The sequence below is a fragment of the Dyadobacter sandarakinus genome, from assembly GCF_016894445.1.
GTDB classification, from domain to species: Bacteria; Bacteroidota; Bacteroidia; order Cytophagales; family Spirosomataceae; genus Dyadobacter; species Dyadobacter sandarakinus.
Window position 1 is genome coordinate 2,534,058 of record NZ_CP056775.1, and the last position, 20,111, is coordinate 2,554,168.

The 20,111-nt window shown below is 47.8% G+C and carries 14 protein-coding genes; 10 read left to right on the forward strand and 4 right to left on the reverse strand.

All coding sequences use genetic code 11. The features are described 5' to 3' along the window. Positions 1-10: 10 nt before the first annotated feature. Positions 11-940 carry an alpha/beta hydrolase family protein gene (locus tag HWI92_RS10215; protein ID WP_204663372.1) on the reverse strand — a complete coding sequence of 310 codons (930 nt, stop codon included), beginning with the start codon at positions 938-940 and terminating at the stop codon, positions 11-13. A gap of 342 nt (positions 941-1,282) precedes the next feature. On the opposite strand from HWI92_RS10215, the gene HWI92_RS10220 reads away from it, so the two are divergent. The 7 genes from HWI92_RS10220 (at position 1,283) to HWI92_RS10250 (ending at position 13,662) form a co-directional block, all read left to right on the forward strand. Beyond that, a complete protein-coding gene (locus tag HWI92_RS10220; protein ID WP_204663374.1) occupies positions 1,283-4,018 on the forward strand; it encodes a substrate-binding domain-containing protein in 2,736 nt (911 codons plus the stop codon). Positions 4,019-4,286: 268 nt separating this feature from the next. Further along, positions 4,287-5,609: a sugar porter family MFS transporter gene (locus tag HWI92_RS10225; RefSeq protein WP_204663376.1), complete on the forward strand. Its 1,323-nt coding sequence runs from the start codon at positions 4,287-4,289 to the stop codon at positions 5,607-5,609. Positions 5,610-5,736: 127 nt separating this feature from the next. Then, positions 5,737-6,606, forward strand: coding sequence for a carbohydrate kinase family protein (locus HWI92_RS10230; protein WP_229249275.1), 870 nt, complete (start codon positions 5,737-5,739; stop codon positions 6,604-6,606). Further along, complete coding sequence (locus tag HWI92_RS10235) at positions 6,599-9,676, forward strand: SusC/RagA family TonB-linked outer membrane protein (RefSeq protein ID WP_204663380.1); 3,078 nt, start codon at positions 6,599-6,601, stop codon at positions 9,674-9,676. The genes HWI92_RS10230 and HWI92_RS10235 overlap by 8 nt, the downstream gene beginning before the upstream one ends. Before the next feature lie 11 nt (positions 9,677-9,687). After that, entirely contained in the window at positions 9,688-11,406 is a 1,719-nt protein-coding gene (locus HWI92_RS10240) for a RagB/SusD family nutrient uptake outer membrane protein (protein ID WP_204663382.1), read from the forward strand. 190 nt (positions 11,407-11,596) lie between these two features. Beyond that, positions 11,597-13,099: a glycoside hydrolase family 32 protein gene (locus tag HWI92_RS10245; protein WP_204663384.1), complete on the forward strand. Its 1,503-nt coding sequence runs from the start codon at positions 11,597-11,599 to the stop codon at positions 13,097-13,099. A gap of 257 nt (positions 13,100-13,356) precedes the next feature. Continuing rightward, complete coding sequence (locus HWI92_RS10250; protein WP_204663386.1) at positions 13,357-13,662, forward strand: hypothetical protein; 306 nt, start codon at positions 13,357-13,359, stop codon at positions 13,660-13,662. Between the two features lie 126 nt (positions 13,663-13,788). Here HWI92_RS10250 and HWI92_RS10255 read toward each other — a convergent pair whose 3' ends face one another. Next, positions 13,789-15,648: a T9SS type A sorting domain-containing protein gene (locus HWI92_RS10255; RefSeq protein ID WP_204663388.1), complete on the reverse strand. Its 1,860-nt coding sequence runs from the start codon at positions 15,646-15,648 to the stop codon at positions 13,789-13,791. A 326-nt stretch (positions 15,649-15,974) separates the two neighbouring features. Here HWI92_RS10255 and HWI92_RS10260 point away from each other — a divergent pair, with 326 nt between their 5' ends. After that, complete coding sequence (locus HWI92_RS10260) at positions 15,975-16,349, forward strand: hypothetical protein (protein WP_204663390.1); 375 nt, start codon at positions 15,975-15,977, stop codon at positions 16,347-16,349. 26 nt (positions 16,350-16,375) lie between these two features. On the opposite strand, the gene HWI92_RS10265 is transcribed toward HWI92_RS10260, so the two are convergent. Continuing rightward, complete coding sequence (locus HWI92_RS10265) at positions 16,376-16,558, reverse strand: hypothetical protein (RefSeq protein WP_204663392.1); 183 nt, start codon at positions 16,556-16,558, stop codon at positions 16,376-16,378. Positions 16,559-16,596: 38 nt separating this feature from the next. Between HWI92_RS10265 and HWI92_RS10270 the strand changes: the two genes are divergently transcribed. Continuing rightward, positions 16,597-17,829, forward strand: a complete 1,233-nt coding sequence (locus HWI92_RS10270) for a PQQ-dependent sugar dehydrogenase (protein ID WP_204663394.1) — start codon at positions 16,597-16,599, stop codon at positions 17,827-17,829. 93 nt (positions 17,830-17,922) lie between these two features. Next, on the forward strand, positions 17,923-18,411 hold the full coding sequence (locus tag HWI92_RS10275) for a GNAT family N-acetyltransferase (protein ID WP_204663396.1): 489 nt from the start codon (positions 17,923-17,925) through the stop codon (positions 18,409-18,411). A gap of 145 nt (positions 18,412-18,556) precedes the next feature. Here HWI92_RS10275 and HWI92_RS10280 read toward each other — a convergent pair whose 3' ends face one another. Then, positions 18,557-19,825, reverse strand: a complete 1,269-nt coding sequence (locus HWI92_RS10280) for an MFS transporter (RefSeq protein ID WP_204663398.1) — start codon at positions 19,823-19,825, stop codon at positions 18,557-18,559. Positions 19,826-20,111 lie beyond the last annotated feature (286 nt).

The window sequence follows — 20,111 nt, forward strand, 5'->3', positions numbered from 1 at the left end:
TTGTCTGTTTTTACGATTTGCTTTCAATGCTGCCCAATGCACCCGCTACGCTGTTAAGGCTTTTCTTTGCTTCTTCCCAACTTGAATCGGACGGATCGAATGTACTCCGAATGTACGCAAGAATGGTTTCACATACGAAAGCAACACGCTCCGGATCTTCATCACTTGTTTCAAGCGCATCGTAACCGGATATGCCACCGAAGATGTGTTCCGCACCAAATACGGTCAGCAGATCCTTCGGACCCGGACTTTGGTAAAAAGCGTCGGCACGCCAGTTATCCAGATCAGAGAACATGAGGTTTTTGTCTTTATCCCCATTCACAATCAGCGCTGGCAAAATCATAGAACTGAAATCGGAGGCCGCCATCACGGGATAATGGTGCCTCGCTGCGCCGTTCAATCCCTCGGGACCGCCCGGTAAGCCGATCATTACAGGCGCTTTGATCCGTGGCTCTGTCACATTCACGATTTTGCCGGTTGCAGGATCCGTCACTTCCATGCCGGCGAGCATAGCAACGGTATGGCCGCCTAAGGAATGGCCGATCGCAGCAATGTTTTCCTTATCAACTCTTCCGGTTAACCCTGGTACGGTGGCAATGATCTCATCCAGATGATCCAGGATAAATGTCATGTCCGCCGGGCGCGAACTCCAAAACAAGGGTGCTTCGGGAAGCGATGCGGGAAGCGCGAGTGCCTTGGAATTTTGATGCGTAGGCTGGATAACTACAAAACCGTTTGCCGCAAAAAAATCAACAACCGGACCATATCCTCTGTACGAAGACAAAAAGTTGGAGCCGCCATGTCCGTGCGAAAGTAGAATGACCGGCAGGTTGTTTCCGCTGGCAGGCGCAGAAACTTTCATTTCAAGGGCTACGTGACGTCCGGGAACTTCTAATACAACCGGACTAAAACTCATGATGGGTGTTTTTGACTGATTCATCTTGTGATTGATTTTAAATTTGATATATGCAAAGGTCATCAGCCTACACCTCCGCGGCTTAGTCAAATCGGGGCATTGCATAGCCAAACTCAGGAAAAGGAATTTATCATTGAATGGAGGGTATCAGAGGAAGGTAAAGCACATGACCAAATTCACGCCTGACCGCGGTTTGCAAGGAATTTAGACCATTGCGCGTTCGACAATGATCTAGTTAACACAACGAGCCCGGGCGGGTCGACAATAGTTAAGCGGAGCGTGCTGGTCTTATAAAAGCCAGCACGAAGAATCATATTTGTGATACATTTACCACACGCTAAACGCTGATTTAAATGCTACAAAAAATTGAAATACTGTAACCTCATCGTTCTGGTTTGTTTGCTTGTAACTGCCTGTTCCAAAAAGGAATCGAAGCAGTATACCATCGGCTTTTCGCAGTGCACGGGCAGTGATAACTGGCGTAAAACCATGCAGGAGAGCATGTATCGCGAGCTTTCTTTCAATCCGGAGATCAACTTTGTGATGAAGGACGCGGGTGGAAACAGCCAGAAACAGATCAAGCAAATTGAAGAATTGCTCAAACAAGACATTGACCTGCTGATCGTTTCTCCCAATGAAGCCGAGCCCATTACACCCGTTGTAGAAAAAGCTTATCAAAGTGGCATTCCGGTCATTATTCTGGATCGCCGCACGAATTCTGATCAATATACGGCCTATGTGGGTGCGGATAATGTGGAGGTCGGGCAGGTTGCCGGGGCTTATACGAATACGCTTTTGAAAGGGAAGGGAAAGGTGATTGAGATCAGTGAAAAGCCCGGCTCGTCCGCTGACATTGATCGCCACAAAGGTTTTATGGAAACAATCACCCGCTTTCCGGGCATCAGACTGACGGCGAAACTGGATGGTGATTGGGACAAATACTCCTTTGAAGCCCCGCTGACAAAACTGCTGGAAATGCATACGGACATTGATGTTATTTTCTGTCAGAATGATCGCCGCGCGCTCACAGCTTTTAAGGTTTGTAAAAATTTAGGTCTGGAAAAAAAGATCCGTTTAATAGGTGTAGACGGCCTGACCGGGCCAAATGGCGGCATTGATCTTGTTGACAGGGACATTCTGAATGCAACCATTCTTTATCCAACCGGTGGAGAAGAAGCCATCCGGACCGCCATTTCTATTTTACAAAAAAAAGCTTTCAAACGAGAAAACCGCCTGCAAATCACCATGATCGACTCGACCAATGTCCGGATCATGAAATTGCAGAGCGAAAAGCTGGTGGCCCAGCAGCAAGACATTGAACGGCGGCAGGAAAAAATTGAAGAGCAGCGCGCAATCTCTGAAAATCAAAGCATTGTCATTTATACGGTTTCCATTACGCTTGCCCTCGCGCTCATTTTCGGAGCCATTTCCTTTTATTCTTTACGTGAAAACCGTAAGATCAACAAGCGGCTGGAAGTGCAGAATCACGAAATATCTGACCAGAAAAACCAGATCGAACAGCTGGCCCAAAGCGCAGAAATCGAAAATGAGGCCAAACTCAAATTTTTCACCAACATCTCACACGAATTCCGCACCCCGCTCACGCTGATCCTGGCACCCATTGAGGATGTGCTGGCCAGTGAGAAAATCCGTGATCCATTAATCAAACAGGAACTTTCCCTGATTCGCAAAAACACATTGCGACTGCTCCGGCTGGTAAGCCAGCTGATGGATTTCCGCAAACTGGGAAGTCACAGAATGCAGGTGCGAGCTGGCGAACACAACCTGGTGGCATTTGTGAAGGACATTATGGTGGCTTTCGAACGCATTGCTTCCAAACGGAAAATTGATTTTCAATTGATCGCCTCCGATCCCGAAGTAATGGTGTGGTTCGATGCTACGATGCTGGACAAGGTGATTTTCAATTTACTTTCTAATGCATTCAAGTTCACACCGGATAAAGGAAGGGTTTATTTGTACATTAAAACCACTTCCTCCGGACAGGCGCAGATCACGGTGGAAGACAATGGAATAGGGATGACCGAATCGGAGGTTGCCCACGTTTTTGAAGTTTTTTACCAAGCCGAAAGCGGTTATAAAGCATTGGGAACCGGGCTCGGACTGGCGCTTTCCAAAGAGTTAATTTCGCTTCATAAAGGAACAATTTCTGTTCGCAGCCAGCCCAATAAAGAAACAGCATTTAGCATTGAACTGCCGCTGGGTAACAAACATTTTCAGGAAGACGAATTGCAAACCGGGCAGGCGGAAGATTTTTCTATGGTTCAGAATTTTGAAATTCAGGAGGAAGATCCGGCGTCGGCCCATGCTGCAAAAGAGGTTTCAATCCATGAGCAATCGGTGCTGCTGATTGAAGACAATAATGATCTGGTAAGGCTTTTGGAACAAAAACTGAATGTGAATTATCAGATCCTGGTGGCCAATGATGGAGAGGAAGGCCTGAGACTGGCATTTGAACACATTCCCGACCTGATCGTTTGTGACGTGACATTGCCTAAAAAAGATGGCCTGGGCGTAAGCGCAATTCTGAAAGCAGATTTCAGGACTTCGCACATTCCGGTGATTTTACTGACCGCCAGAACGACGATTGAGCAGCAGATCGAAGGCATTCAGACGGGCGTGGATGCTTACATTACCAAGCCGTTCAATCTACAATATGTGCAGGAAAGCATTAAAACATTGCTCAAAAACCGGTCAGTGCTTCGGGAGCATTATACCAGTGAACTGCCCATTGAAACGTCCTCCGTGACAAACCCTAACAAACTGGATAAAAAGTTCATCACCCAGTTCACTGCATATATAGAGGAGCGTTACGACAATTCGGAATTGAGCGTGGAAGACATTGGCAAGGACCTGGGCATGTCGCGGGTGCAGCTGTACAGAAAAGTGAAGGCGCTGCTGGGCATGAGTGTCAATGAATACATTCAGCAGGTCAGGCTTAACAAAGCCAAGTTTCTGCTCCGCCGTGATGATCTGACCATTGCGGACGTGGCCTATAAAGTCGGCTTCTCCTCTCCTACTTATTTCTCCACGGCGTTTAAAGGGAAATATAATCAAACGCCTATGGAATATAAGAAATCATGAGTGCGCGTTATTTTATTCAAGATTTTCGCGCAATCATTCAATTTCTAATGTGGTGACTGCTTAACAAATGATACAATTTTTAAAATCGATGTATCAAATTTGAAACAACGCCAATGTATCAAATTTTAAATATCAAGCTAATTCACTGATTATCAAAAATATATACTTCTGAAATACCACTGTATCAAAGTTTAACTTTTTTGAGATATTATTTAGTTATTCCGGGCGGTGAGTGGCGGTAGTTTTGACAAAAAAATCAGAACTACTAATGAAAAACAGTAAGGTATTAGTTTGGTCGATCGTCGTTGCGCTTGGCGGTTTTCTCTTCGGATTCGATACGGCCGTTATCTCGGGAGCGGAAAAAGCCATTCAGCATTTATGGGATCTATCCGCCGTCGAGCACGGGTTCACCGTTTCCATTGCATTGATCGGGACCGTGCTCGGCGCCATGTTAGGCGGCATTCCCGCAGACAGGCTGGGAAGAAAAACCACCTTATTCTGGATAGCTGTTTTATACCTGGTTTCCTCCCTCGGCTCAGCGCTTGCTACTGACTGGTATGTGTTCATATTCTTCCGCTTCCTGGGCGGCCTAGGTGTAGGTGCTTCCTCCGTGGCTGCACCCATGTACATTTCCGAAATCTCTCCCGCCAAATCACGCGGAAAAATGGTTGGGCTGTTCCAGTTCAATGTGGTGTTCGGAATTCTTATTGCCTACTTCTCCAATTACTTCATGCAGGATATGGGCGACAATGCGTGGCGCTGGATGCTGGGCGTGCAGGCTCTGCCTTCGCTGATTTTCCTACTGGCCATTCTTTACGTTCCTGAAAGTCCGCGCTGGCTGATCATGAAAAAAGGTGATGTGCAGCAGGCCAGGGAGATCCTGAACATTATCGACACCGAAACCAGCGAAGAAACATTGTTTGCGATTATGAACGCGAACGAAGAAACCAAAGACAAACCTTCTGCCCGGCTGTTTTCTGCCAAATACAAAACACCTGTGATGCTGGCCATTTTGTTTGCTGTTTTCAATCAGGTTTCCGGCATTAACGCCATCATTTATTACAGTCCGCGCATTTTTGAAATGACGGGTTTGGGAGCAAAAGCTGCGTTCCTATCATCTGCGGGGATTGGTTTTGTCAACTTTGCCTTCACACTTCTGGCTATCAACTTTATAGATCGGTTTGGCCGACGCACCTTAATGGCGATTGGCTCGGTGGGCGTCATTATTACACTTGGATTGGTTGCCAGGGCATTTTTTATCCAGGATTTTACCGGCGTTCCGGTGTTTCTGTTCGTCTACATTGCCTTTTTCGCATTCTCACAAGGCGCGGTCATCTGGGTTTTTATATCTGAAATTTTCCCAAACGAAGTGCGCGCAAACGGCCAGGCACTGGGAAGCTTTACCCACTGGTTCATGGCTGCCGTAATCGCATTCTCTTTCCCTATCATTTCCGAATATCTGGGCGGCGGGATCACCTTCTCCTTCTTCGCTATCATGATGATTTTGCAGCTGATTTTCGTTTGGCGCATTATGCCGGAAACCAAAGGGACCTCGCTGGAAAGAACGGATAAGACGCTGGTTTTGCATTGAAATGGCTGTCGGCTTTCGGCGGTCGGCAGTCGGCTTTCCTGTTAGCTGCTGACTATAATATCAAATCTGATTTTCCTTACTACTTACACCCATTTATATGACACCTAAAATAACCGTTTTCGGCGAAATGCTTTGGGACATGCTGCCTTCCGGCAAGCAACCCGGCGGAGCGCCCATGAATGTGGCCATTCACCTGAAAAACTTTGGCATGAACCCGGCTTTCATCAGCCGCGTCGGCGATGACGACCTCGGCGTTGAACTTATGGATTACCTTAATAATCAGGATTTTAATACAGATTATATCCAAACCGGCATCACGCACCTGACCGGAATTGTAAAGGTAAACCTGACTGACAAGACCGAAGTAACCTATAAAATCGTGCAGCCCGTCGCTTGGGATTACATTATGACGACACCTGAGAACAAGCAATTGGTAAAGGACTCAGATGTGTTTGTTTACGGCACGCTTTCCGTTCGAAGCCAGCAGTCGCGCGACACGCTTTTTGAATTACTAAAAGACGCAAAACTGAAAGTGTTCGACGTCAACATTCGTCCTCCGCATCTGGATAGAGCCACAACTGAATATTTGCTGGAACAAGCTGACATTGTTAAAGTAAACGAGCACGAGCTTCACACCGTCTGCACCTGGTTTGGCATACAGCCCGAAGTGGAAACGCAGATGAAATTCCTCTACGAACGCTTCAACCTCAAACTGGTTTGCGTAACGCTCGGTGCCGATGGCGCGGTCGTTCTTTCGGCTGACGGATTTCATTCTCAAGGCGGATATGCAGTGGAAGTGCAGGACACGATTGGCAGCGGCGATTCCTTCCTGGCCATGTTCCTCAAAGAATATATAAGCGGCTCGTCTATTCCCTCAGCCCTAAAAAAAGCCTGCGCGGTGGGTGCATTGGTTGCCTCCTATTCTGGCGCTACACCAGTGATTGCCGAAAAAGAAATTGCTGATTTTTTAACAAATAATCAAATCAATCATGTTTAAACGACTACCGCTTCTGGCTTTTGCCATACTCTGTTGGGTGCAAACTGCGGTTGCGCAATCCAACATTACCGGAACCGTGAAAGATGGCGCCGGCGTGACGCTCCCCGGTGTAAGTATTCTGGAAAAGAACACAACCAATGGCACATTATCCGATGCTGATGGAAAGTATAGCATCAGCATTAACAGTGGCGCTACACTTGTATTTTCTTACGTGGGCATGGTCCCTAGTGAAGTAGTTCCAGGCACCAATAGTGTCATGGATGTTACACTTCAATATGATTCAAAAAGCCTGAACGAAGTGGTTGTTACCGGCTATCAGTCTGAGCGAAAAAAAGATATCACGGGTGCGGTAAGTGTGGTGAGCATTAAAGACATTAAGGACAGCCAGGTAGGTAATCCGGCAAAAGCATTGCAGGGAAGAGTGCCGGGCGTGTTGATCACCACGGATGGAGCGCCGGGCGGCGGTGCCACGGTAAGGATCAGAGGCGGCAGTACATTGGGCAACAATGATCCGCTTTACATTATCGATGGCATTCCGACAAAAAGAGGTTTGAATGAAATTAATCCGGCCGATGTTGAATCCATCCAAGTTTTAAAAGACGCTTCATCGGCAACCATTTACGGTTCACGGGCTGCAAATGGAGTTGTGATTGTGACAACCAAAAAGGCGAAAAACGGTCAATCCAAGTTGAATGTAAACATTTCCACTTCCATTCAGGATTATGCTTCTAAGCTGAAAACCTTGAATGCAGACGGCCGCGGCCGGGCTTACTGGCAGGCGGCAGTCAATGACAAAGCGGATCCGAATGCGAACCAGATTTATCAATACGACTGGAATAACGACTTCAACAGCCCGGCATTGAATCAGGTTAAATATCCGGATTTCATCGACGCGGCAAAAACAATGAAGCCTGCGAACACTTACTGGTATGATGAGATTTCACAAAAATCCATCATCCAATCGTATGACATGTCTATTTCCAATGGGTCTGAAAAAGGAAATACGATGTTTTCGCTGGGTTACTATGACAATAAGGGAGTTGTAAAATCGACGCACAATAAAAAGTACACGGCGAGGCTGAATACGGATTTCTCGCTTTTTAAATCAAAACTGAAAATCGGCGAAAACCTCTCTGCTACTTACATCCAGGATGTGCAGTCACCGACGGCCGATATATTGTTTGCCGCGCTGGTTTCGCAACCCGTCGTGCCGGTTTACACCGAGGCTGGCGGCTGGGGCGGCCCTGCATCGGGAATGACGGATCGTCAAAATCCTGTAAGGCTTATCGAGGACAACAGGCAGAATAAAGGCAACTTTTACCGGCTGTTCGGTAATGTATTTGCCGACCTGGAAATTATCCCAAAACTGCATTTAAAAACCAGCTACGGAATTGATTACAGCGGTGGTTACAAGAGATTGCTGCGGAAATCTTACACCTCAGGTTTCTTGTCTGATCCAACCAACCAGGTTTCCAACTTCCAGGACTACTCGGGCAATTCGATCTGGCAAAACACACTGAACTATGACATGCAAACGGGCAAGCACCAGATCGGCATCGTTGTCGGACAGGAAAGCATCCGATACATTTCCCAGGAATTTTCGGCAAGCAGACGAGGCCTCGCCTTGGAAAATATCAATTATTCTTATCTGAACGCAGGGAGCAATAACATTAACAATGGCGGCAGCGGCAGTGCCAATTCGCTTTTCTCCTATTTCGCAAAGGTTAATTACACGTATGCTGACAAATTCCTGGCATCGGCAACAGTTCGCCGCGATGGTTCGTCGCGTTTTGGAAAAGAAAACCGTTTCGGAACATTCCCTGCATTTTCCTTGGGTTACCGGTTGAGCGAAGAGGCATTTATTAAAGACATTCCATTTATATCTGACTTGAAACTTAGATATGGCTGGGGCCGCTCGGGTAACCAGGAAATTCCGAATAATGCTACGCAATCTTTATACTCAGCCATTTACGGCAGCGATCCTACCTGGGATTTTGATAACGGCAGTGCCTACGACATTGGTGGAAACGGCACGGGCCAGCTTCCGTCCGGATTTACATTGATCCAGCAAGGCAATGATGCGCTGAGATGGGAATCGCTGGCAGAATCGAATTTTGGTGTGGATTTTGGGTTCCTGAACAACACATTGACCGGTTCTGTTGATTATTTCCAGCGGAAAACTTCCGACATTCTGATCAGTCCGGCTTATCTGGCTGTGATCGGCGACGGTGGAAACAGGTTTACCAACGGCGCTTCGATGAAAAACAGTGGTTTTGAAGCATTGCTTTCCTATGACACCAAAGTGGGTAATGATCTGAGGATTAACCTTACAGGTAACTTCTCCCTGTATCGCAACAAGATCACTTATCTGCCCAAAGAGGTCATCGCATCCTATCCTGGGAATGGAACGGACAAGACTATTCTTGGCCGCCCGGCTAACTCATTCTTTGGATATGTGGCCGACGGGATATTCCAGAATCAGGGTGAAGTAGACAATGCTGCAGCGCAGCCCGGAAAAGGCATTGGGCGGATCAGATATGCGGATTTAAACAAAGACGGCACCATTGATGCACAGGACAGGGATTTTATTGGAAACAGCACGCCGAAATATATGTATGGCTTCAATACTTCCGTGAGCTGGAAAAATTTCGACCTGAGCTTTTTCTTCCAGGGCATCAATGTAAAGGTTCAGAACGAATTCAAAACCTACACCGATTTCTCTTCACTCTGGACAGGCACCAACTGGGGCGACAGGACGCTGGACGCATGGACGCCACAAAACACAGATTCTAACATTCCAGCATTGACATTAGTAGACCGAAATAACGAAGGCCGCTTCTCGACTTACTTTATTGAAAACGGTTCATACTTAAAATTGAGAAACGCACAGATCGGCTACAATTTCAAAAGTCTGAACAGCCTGAAAATTCAAAGCGCAAGAGTTTATTTGCAAGGGAGTAATTTATTTACTATCAAAAGTAAATCCTTCACAGGTCCCGACCCCGAGATCCCCAACTTCGCTTTCCCCATACCCGTCATAGGAACCATCGGATTGAACGTCACTTTCTAAATTCTGAAATCATGATCACTAAAAAAATAATATACGCTCTGACATTGCTCATGGTGCTTTTCACAGGCTGCAACGACGCGCTGGTAGAACCTGCCCAAGGTGTCATTTCGGGTGAAGATTTGAATACGCCTGAAAATGTGGACAAGATGGTGGTAGCAGCCTACTCCGCGCTTGGAAACGACCATTACACCTCCCCTTTTTCGAGCATGTGGGCTTATGGAAGCATTCGCGGAGGCGATATGTACAAAGGTGGGGACGGACCGGGCGATTTGTCTGAATTCCATTTGTTCGAAACATTTTCGCTGAACAGGGTTGATAATGGATTGATTGACCAGGTTTGGTTCAGATTGTACGTGGGCATCAGCCGGACCAATGATGCATTGCGAAGAGTAAGCGCCATGTCCGAGGCAGATTATCCGCAAAAGGCAGTGCGTATGGGTGAACTGAAATTCCTGAGAGGGCACTTCTATTTTTTGCTGAAAATCTTGTTCAAATATGTTCCTTACCTGGACGAAACGATCGCCAAAACCGACTATCCGACCATTTCAAACGACAAGTTGTCAAATGCTGAACTATGGTCAAAAATTGAAGCCGATTTCCGAAGTGCTGCTGAGAGTTTACCAGACAACCAGAGCGACAAGGGCCGGGCTAACAAATTTTCAGCAAAAGCCTATCTGGCAAAAACACTTTTGTACAAAGCTTATGAACAAAACGAAACCAATGCCGTAGTAAGCATCAATAAAGCTGTGCTGACAGAAGTTAACGCACTTTGTGATGAGGTGATCAATTCCGGCAAGTACAACCTGAGCGCTGATTTTGCTGACAACTTTTTAACAGCAACTGAGAACGGTCCTGAGTCCGTATTTGCAATCCAGTACTCAAAAAACGACGGCACACCGCTCGGCAGACTGGATTACGGACATGCGCTGAATTATACCATGAACCAGGAATACGGCTGCTGCGGCTTCCACGTTCCGAGCCATGACCTGATCAATTCCTTCAAAACCAACGCGGACGGACTGCCGCTTTTCCAAACCTATGCTGCGAATGACGTGGCCGCATCCCTCGATTTCCAGACCAGCTCCTTCGATCCGCGGCTGGACCACACCGTAGCAAGGCCAAATGCTCCTTACAAATATGGAAAAAGCTATGTATTCCAAAAATCCTGGGCGCGTGCCCCGGCGGTTTACGGCGCTTTTGCCAGCATTAAAGAAGTGGTTTTACCTACGGACCCGTCCTTCCAAAAAGTGCCGCCTTTTATGTCCAGTTCCAAAAACTGGCAGATTATCCGGTTTTCCGATGTATTGCTCTGGAAAGCGGAAGCATTGATCGAACTGGGTAGACCCGACGAAGCACTTCCTTTGATCAACAGGATACGCGACCGTGCAGCCGCAAGTACAGGTCTGCTCATTGCAGCGGATGGAAAACCTACGGCTAATTTCAGGATAAAACCATATGTTAAAAGTTCAGACTGGACACAGAACTATGCAAGAATGGCCCTGCGCTGGGAACGACGACTTGAATTTGCAGGCGAAGGCTACCACTTCTTTGACTTAGTTCGCTGGGGCGTTGCCGCTCAAACAATTAATGCTTATTTCCAGGTTGAAAAAACCAGGGCGACCCATTTAGGAGATGCCCGGTTTACCGCCGGTCGGGATGAATATCTTCCAATCCCTTTAAATCAAATCAATTTCAGCAGTGGATTGTATAAGCAGAATGCGGGATGGTAGAGCGGCGGTCGGGGGGGCGGCTTTCGGCGGTCGGCGGTCAGCTGTCGGCTAAAAACAAGTTAGATAATTTAGATCTACGATTTTAGACACAAACTTTTCAGCAATTAACATTTAGACAAAAACGCAAAAAGCCGACTGCAAAAAGCCGATTGTAAAAAGCCGACTGCCGAAAGCCGACTGCCAAAGTGATATGAAAAAACTAACCATCGCCCTACTCCTTACCTGCGCCTTAACCGGCTCCACTGCCATTGCTCAGGCATTTAAGGAAAAATACCGTCCGCAATTTCACTTCACGCCAAAAGCCAACTGGATGAACGATCCGAATGGCATGGTGTATCACAACGGGATTTACCATCTCTTTTATCAATACTATCCGGACGACAAAATCTGGGGACCCATGCACTGGGGACACGCCACGAGCAAGGATATGATCGCCTGGAAAGAGCAGCCGATTGCTTTGTATCCGGACAGTCTGGGTTACATCTTTTCGGGAAGCGCGGTTGTGGACAAGAATAACACGGCAGGATTCGGGAAGGACGCATTAGTAGCCATTTTCACGCATCATGACCCGGTTCAGGAAAAGCAAAAAACGGGCAAACACGAAACGCAAAGCATTGCGTACAGTCTGGACGACGGCAAAACGTGGACAAAATACAAGGGAAATCCTGTACTTGAGAATCCGGGAATCACCGATTTCCGCGATCCCAAAGTAAGATGGTTTGAGGCGCAGAAAAAGTGGGTGATGACATTGGCTACCAAAGACCGCATTACATTCTATTCGTCCCCCGACCTCAAATCATGGACGCGTGAAAGTGATTTCGGAGCAAATGAAGGCGGCCATGGCGGCGTATGGGAGTGTCCTGATCTTTTTCCGATCAAACACGAAGGAAAAGATATGTGGGTGCTGATCGTCAACATTAACCCGGGTGGCCCAAACAAGGGCTCGGCTGGTCAATATTTCCTGGGAGATTTTGATGGCAAGACATTCACTTCTAATTCGAAAGAAACCAAATGGCTGGATTTCGGAACCGATAATTATGCTGCCGTAACATTCGCCAACACCGGCAACCGTACCATTCTGATGGGATGGATGAGCAACTGGCAATACGCGAATCAGGTTCCGACTGATCCGTGGAGAAGCGCCAATACAATCGCCCGTGAATTGGCACTGAAAACAGTTGGGAAAGAAACTTACCTAACTTCCGTCCCCGTTAAAGAGCTGGATGCGCTGAACACCACGACTTTTTCAATGAAAAATGTAAAGGTGAAAGATCAGCTGGATCTGACGGACAAAGCAAAAAACAAAACCGGCTTATTCCGCCTGGACTTAACGACCAAAAACACAGCCGATTTCTCCATCATACTGGCCAACGAAGCAGGCAATGAACTGATCATCGGATACGACAAAGCCAAAAATCAATATTACATTGACCGTTCTAAATCCGGAAAAATTGACTTTGAAAAGGGTTTTGGAGAAAAACACATTGCACCCAGGTTCGCAATAGAAAGCAACATTCCATTAACATTGATTGCTGACGTAGCATCGGTGGAGCTGTTTGCCGATAATGGACTGACCGTAATGACCGATATTTTCTTTCCTGAAACGCCAATGTCCAAACTGTCCATTAAATCTGTTTCGGGAATTACAATTGATAATTTGAAATATACGGTTTTGAAACCTTCGGTAGAATGATGCAATAGTCTGTCACTGAACCAGCATTTAGTTTGTTAGCTGGGATGAAGGAAAGCGCAAGCGGTTGATTTCAACTACTTGCGCTTTTTTTTTGCCCATTTGTTGATCCCATGATAAAGTTAGAAATCAACTGTGTTGAAGTTGGAAAAACTTTTAAACGTTTCTCGTTTTTACTCCGCTCCGATCCAAAAGGAAATTCCACCGGCATTTATTGCTCACATCATGCGTTGTAACCTTGCTGCGCATTTTTACTTTTTATGACTGACCAACAAGATACGACCGACACACTCCGGCAATACCAGCAGGCTCTTCGTCAGCACAAAGAAGGAGCAGCCTTAAAGCTGGAAGCTCAGTTGTTCAAGAATGGGCTTGATGCACAGCTCTGTGGAAAGCGAATCTTGCTCACGCATCATCAGGATCAACTTGCCCGGATAAAAAGCAAAGGTGCTATCAACGGGAATATCGAGGTATATGCGGAAAATCTTTTTACCACACAGCATCGAATTCAACTTGTAGCTGAGCAAATCGATCAGCTTGAAAAGCGGATTGGTGGCAGAAAGTGAACATAAGCCGCATATACCAGCCTGATTCCACCAATCCTCATTTAACCATTTCCAACTTTCCAGGCTCATCGCTGCTCAGCGTGTGTACATGCTGAAACCCATTTGCACGCCGGCATCCTTATTTCTTTACTGGCCCACCGCAACTTTCCGCGTCGCTTCCGTGCCGTCGGTCAGGGTTACTTTGATAAAATACAATCCTGGTTTCAGCGACCTCGCACTGATATCCTGAGCAGGTTTTGTTCCTGAGGTATAAAGTGCTTTGCCCTGGCTGTTGAGAATTTGCAGGCCTTTTACTTTCGACCAGTCTGCCGCTTTCAAATGAATGGTCTCTGCTGCCGGATTGGGATAAACGGATACTGTAAACTCCTCCTCAAACTTCACATGCCGGATCTTACTGTAAGTAAATGATCCGTCCGCATCGACCATTTTGAGCCGGTACAGGTTATCGGATCCCAACACAGGGGTAGTGTGTGTATAGTGGTAAACGTTCAACTCATTACTCTCCCCTTGTGCATGGATTGTAGTCAGGTTTGTCCATGCTTTTCCATGTAGACTATGCTGTACTTCAAAATGGTCACTGTTGGTTTCAGAGGTGGTTTGCCAGGAAAGACTTGTGCTACTTAATTCCTTTCGGGCTGTGAAACTTGCGAGCCTGACGGGCAGCGGAGATTCCGGGGCAAGTTTGACGATCCAATAGTCATTTGCCCCGCGGGAGGACTCAGTCTTGTCGGCCCCTGCCGGTGCATCAGAGAATCCGGCCAGCAGAACGCCACCATCATTGGTTGGTACTAAATCGGTGGCAGAGTCGAATGAAATGTCTGATGCACTACCAATAACTTTATCCCAGATTTGTTTTCCATTTACATCCAACTTGACCAGCCATCCATTCACTACTCCTGAATTGGCATCTGTTTTGTCAAGATCTATCGCCGACTGAGTATCACCCCAAAGGAAATAGCCGCCGTCACCACTCAATTGCATACCTGCAAATCGTTCGAAATCGTTTGCCTGAATTGTGTTGTCCCATTCGATGACTCCATTTGCAGTGATTTTCACTACCCAATAGTCGCCATAGTAACTATCTTCGGATTTATCATTTCCTGCCTGGTCGCGGGAAAGTCCGCCCACCAGGAACCCGCCATCCGGAGTAGCAAGAATAGACCGGAGTGCGCTGTTACCATTATTACCACCATTAACGCCCCTTATTTCTTTGGTCCAAAGTGTAGTACCCTCAGCGGATACCCTGATCAGATAATAGGCACCACCAATGTCTTCTCCACCGCTGGTATCCGCACCAAGCAAGTAACCTCCCCCGGGAACAAGCGTCACGGCTGCTAGGCGCATGGTATTAAAGTTAACATAGTAGTCTCTGGTCCATTCCAGGTCGCCGGATGCACTCAGTTTTACAAACCACCCGTGGTTATTGCCGGAGCCTGTAGGGCCAATTGGAGAAGAAGCCGCAGCGATTGCCAGTCCTCCATCGGGAGTAACCTCCATATCACTCAAGAACTCATTATTTTCCGTACCAATCGTTTTTTGCCATTTAGTTGTACCGTTAGCGGCCAGATTGATAATCCAGAGATCGCCTGCTCCATTACTGGCATCCGTTTTATCCCCGCTGATATCAGAGTATGATTGCCCGGCAACGAAGTAACTGCCATCGCTTGCCTGACGGATCGCGTAAAAAGTCTCTCTCCCGGTCCCGCCGAAGGTCCGATCCCATTGCTTGGTTCCGTCGGCGGCTAGTTTGACGATCCAATAGTCCCCAAGACCACGCGCCGATTCGGACTTCTCCCCCGAAACTCCGCTGAAAGAAGTTCCGCCAAGGATGTATCCGCCGTCAAGGGTTTGCTGGACTGAATTCAGGCGGTCTTGATTGTTTCCGCCAATGGTTTTGTCCCATTGAATAGTCGGCTGTGCAAACAGACTTGCTGACAAGCCAAGGCAGATAATTAAAATTTGTAAGCGAAGCAGAGATCGTCTCATAGGTAACTAGTTGTTGAGTATTTAAAATGAGCGTATGTTCACTATTAGACACAAGGTTGGGGAAGATACTGGTATAAGGCGGAAACATTTTTAAAAAGTTGCTATTTCAACTCAGGCGTGCAAGGGAAGAAACCGCTCATCCTATTTCACAAGCGGCTTCTTGAAGTCGAAGGAACTGGCGGTTTGATCGTGCCGGAGCGGATCTTTCGAAGGTATTGGTAAACAGGATGACTGTGGAACGGAATTTTTATAAACCAGGCCACAAACAATGAATCCTCTTTGGATGGATTGCCTGTGAATTTATTTTCATCAACATTTTAGAATCTATGAAAAAGCTGACAACATTCGTAGCTGCCTTGCTGCTACTGGCAGGAAGCTCCCTGTATGCCCAATCGACCGCGGGCCAGGACAAATCCAAACAAGGCACCACTAAAAACGCCGGTGCGGACGCCAGTGTCAAAAATCCGCAAAAAAGTCCGCTTTCCGGTAACGGAGACGGATCCAGAAGCATCAAGAGCCAGGCTACGCCGGGCAGTCCGCCAACCCACATTGAGCCTAAAAGCACCAGCGGCCTGAATCCTCAAAGCACCGGTGCAAAACAGGGAAAATCAGATGCCGCCACATCGGGCAGCAGCAGCAAAGCAACCGGCTCTGCCAAGCAGCAGGCACCGCAGGGCGAAAAAAAGAAAACCGGGAACTAGCCGGGATCCGGGGCGGATTGTCAGGGCTACGACGCAGAGCAGTATTCAACTCCCGGATCATAGAAGTTCAGAAATTCCGCAGTTACAAAGAAAGCTGCCCGTTTGTCCTTGTGGCTCCGGGCGGCTTTCTTTGTACATTTAACAAACGGGAATGCAGCGGCCAGCCGGGATCCCGGGTACCGGATTTTACCGGAATAGCACGCAGGCATCCCTTTTCTGTTTTTTTAACATCACAAACCTTTACACAATGACAAAGCGAATTCTTCTGACCCTGGCGGGTGCCGCCTTTGCACTGGCTGCCTGCGAAAAAAAGGCTACCGACGGCTCACAGGCTGCCAAAGCCGACAGTACCCTTGCTCCCGTTGAAACCAAAGCGGCAAACTCGGAGTACAAACCCGCTTTTGCCGGCCAGACCCGCATTGGTGGTATTAAGTCAGAAACTAATTATGAGGGTAAGGTGCTTTTCAGCGACCTGAAAAATCCCTGGGGCATCACCAGCCTTCCTGATGGCCGGCTGCTCATCACGGAAAAGGCGGGCACCATGCGCATTGCCAAGCCTACCGGCGAGGTAAGTGCGCCTATCACGGGCATTCCGGCGGTCAACAGTGATGGTCAGGGTGGCTTGCTGGGCATCCGGGTAGATCCTGATTTTGATAAAAACCGCATGGTTTACTGGGTATTTTCTGACAATCAGCCGAAAGGTACGCTCACTGCGGTGGCCAAAGGGAAACTTTCGGCTGACGAAAAAACGATTGAGGGAGCGCAGGTTATTTACCGAGCCACTCCTGCATTTCCGAGTACGCTGCATTACGGCGGGCGTATTTTGATTGATAAAAATGATAATCTGATCGTCAGTACCGGTGAACGCTCGGACACGATCAGCAGGCCTCAGGCCCAGCACCTGAACTCTGCCCTCGGCAAAATCGTGCGTATTACCAAGGATGGTAAACCGGCAGCAGGTAACCCGTTCGAAGGGAAAGGTGACGCCAGGCCGGAGCTGTATTCATTGGGGCACCGCAACGTTCAGGGACTTGCTTTTCATCCGGTTACGGGTGATTTATGGGAGGTGGAATTTGGCCCGAGGGGTGGTGACGAGCTCAACCGCATTGAGCCCGGTAAAAATTACGGCTGGCCGACCATCACCTACGGCATTGAGTACAGTGGTAAAAAAGTGGGCGGTGCCATCCAGCAGAAGGAAGGTCTGGAACAGCCAGTATATTACTGGGATCCGGTGGTATCACCGAGCGGGATCACGTTTTATGGCAGTGACAGCATACCCGAGTGGAAAAATAACCTTTTCATCGGCAGTCTGAGTGGCATGCACATTGTGCGCCTCGTGATTGAAAACAACAAGGTAGTGGGTGAAGAAAGACTGCTTGCAGACGAAAATCAACGTTTCCGGGATGTTACGGAGGGAAAGGATGGTGCGCTGTATGCAGTAACCGATCAGGGAAGACTATACCGCATTTTTAAGAAGTAGTACCATTTTCGCACAGGTGGTCGGCAGCAGCATTCAGGTTTCTGCATGAAGAGGCCGACCGCCTGCTCATTTTTTTTTTCACAATTTTGCAAAATGTCCCTTAGTAGTACTCCATTTGAAATCGTGCAGGCCAGTACGGATGCAGACTATGCCACAGCCGCATGCCTGTTTGCCGAGTACGCCGACTCGCTTGATTTCACCCTTTCGTTCCAGAATTTCGACAATGAGCTGACGATCCTGCCCCAGATGTACGGGCCGCCACGCGGCGCATTGCTCATCGTGCAGGTAAGTGGCCAGTCTGCCGGTGTTGCAGGCCTCCGGCAGATTGAAAACGATGAGACCTGCGAGATCAAGCGCATGTATATCCGCCCTGAATTCCGCGGGCTGAAGCTGGGCAACGCGCTCATGACTGCATTGATTGATATTGCCAGAAAGCTGGGATACAAAACCGTTAAGCTCGATACGCTTGGGCCAAAAATGCCCGCTGCTGTCAACCTTTACAGGTCCTTTAGTTTCCAGGAGATACCGGCCTACAATGTTAATCCTCATGAGGGTATCCTGTATTTTGCAAAAACATTGTGAAGAAGGTATTCTGTAAAAGCTGCTCTTTGGTGCAAGTAGAACATGCACCCGCCCACGCCTGACCTACCCTACTGTCTCTGCATTTGCTCATCCCGTGCTGCAAACAGGAATAAGAAATAAAATTGACTCTTTCAGGTGCAAACAGTTAGTCCGCGTGAGCCGGCTGTACTTTCCGGGGTGAAGGAATGACGATCAGGGTGATTACCGTAGAGAGTACGAGCGCTACGGACATCAGCACGTACGATGCATTAAAGTTGCCTGTAACACCATTGAGATAGCCTACCAGGTAAGAACCCGCGAAAGAACCCAATGCGCCCAGGCTGTTGATCAGCCCGATTGCCCCGCCCATTACATTTTTGGGCAGGATGTCAGCGACAGCTGCGAAAAACGGTCCGTAGGGAGTATACAGAGCACCGCCCGCAATCACAAGCAACACGTAGGAAAACCAGAAATGATCCGGTCCCAGAAGGACGGTGCCGTACAAACAGATGGCTGCAACCAGCAGGCAAGGCCAGATGAACACTTTTCGGTTGCCCATTTTGTCAGAAAAATAAGAAGCGGCCAGCATACCCGTAGCAGCCAGCAGGTAAGGCACAGCCGAAAGCCAGCCCGTGGTCACCATATTCATGTCGGGTGCTGCCTTGATGATCGAGGGGAGCCACATCACAAATCCGTAAACGCCCACACTCCATAGCAAATACTGAAGACTAAGCAGGATCACCTTTCGCGACCGGAATGCTTCTGCGTAGTTCTTCACGGGTTTGATCCCCACCTGCTCCCCTGCGAGTTGTTCCTCAATGTCCATCTTCTCCTGTTCCGACAGCCAATTCGCCTCCTTGGGCCGCTCGTCGATCATTTTCCACCATATGAATGCCCACAGAATTCCCGGTGCTCCCTGCAGGATAAACATCCACCGCCAGCCCATGGAGTCGATCAGGTAGCCAGAGAGAACCGACATCCACAGTACGGTGACGGGGTTGCCCAAAATCAGGAAAGTATTAGCCCGCGAGCGTTCTTCTTTGGTAAACCACTGGCTCAGCAGGATCAGCATGGCAGGCATGACGGCACTTTCCACCACACCCAGCATAAAACGTATAATTATCAGCGTAGTGGTGTTGTGTACCAGGCCGGTCGCAGTAGCCAGTGCTCCCCACAAAATCAGGGAAATGAAAATCAGTTTTTTGGCTGTGCGGTGCGCTGCATACTGTGCTCCGGGAATTTGAAAAAAGAAATATCCAAGAAAAAACAGGGAGCTCAGCAAGGTTGAAGTACTCGGCGTAATATGCAGGTCATCAGCCATCCCTCCGGCTACTGCAAACCCGAAATTGGCCCGGTCCAGGTAAGCCAGACTATAGGTAATAAATACAATAGGAATAATGCGGTACCACCTTACTCTGGAAAGCTGCGGTTTCATGGAACGATGATTTAACGGTAAGATTTTTACAACGAAGTGCAGCAGTGGCAAAATAGCCCAAAGTGCCGCTTTAATGGATTATAAAGCACTTTTACTAGTGCACAAATCCAATGGAATAAGCAGATGAACGTTGAAAAATACCCCAATATGAAACCTAATCCTACAACTTTGTTATGGCTCAGTCCAAGATTGCAGGGATATGCATAATAGCTATGTCACTTACTATCAACTAAATAGGCATTAATTTTGAAGGAATTGGGGGCAGGAAGATCGAAGGGCATAAATA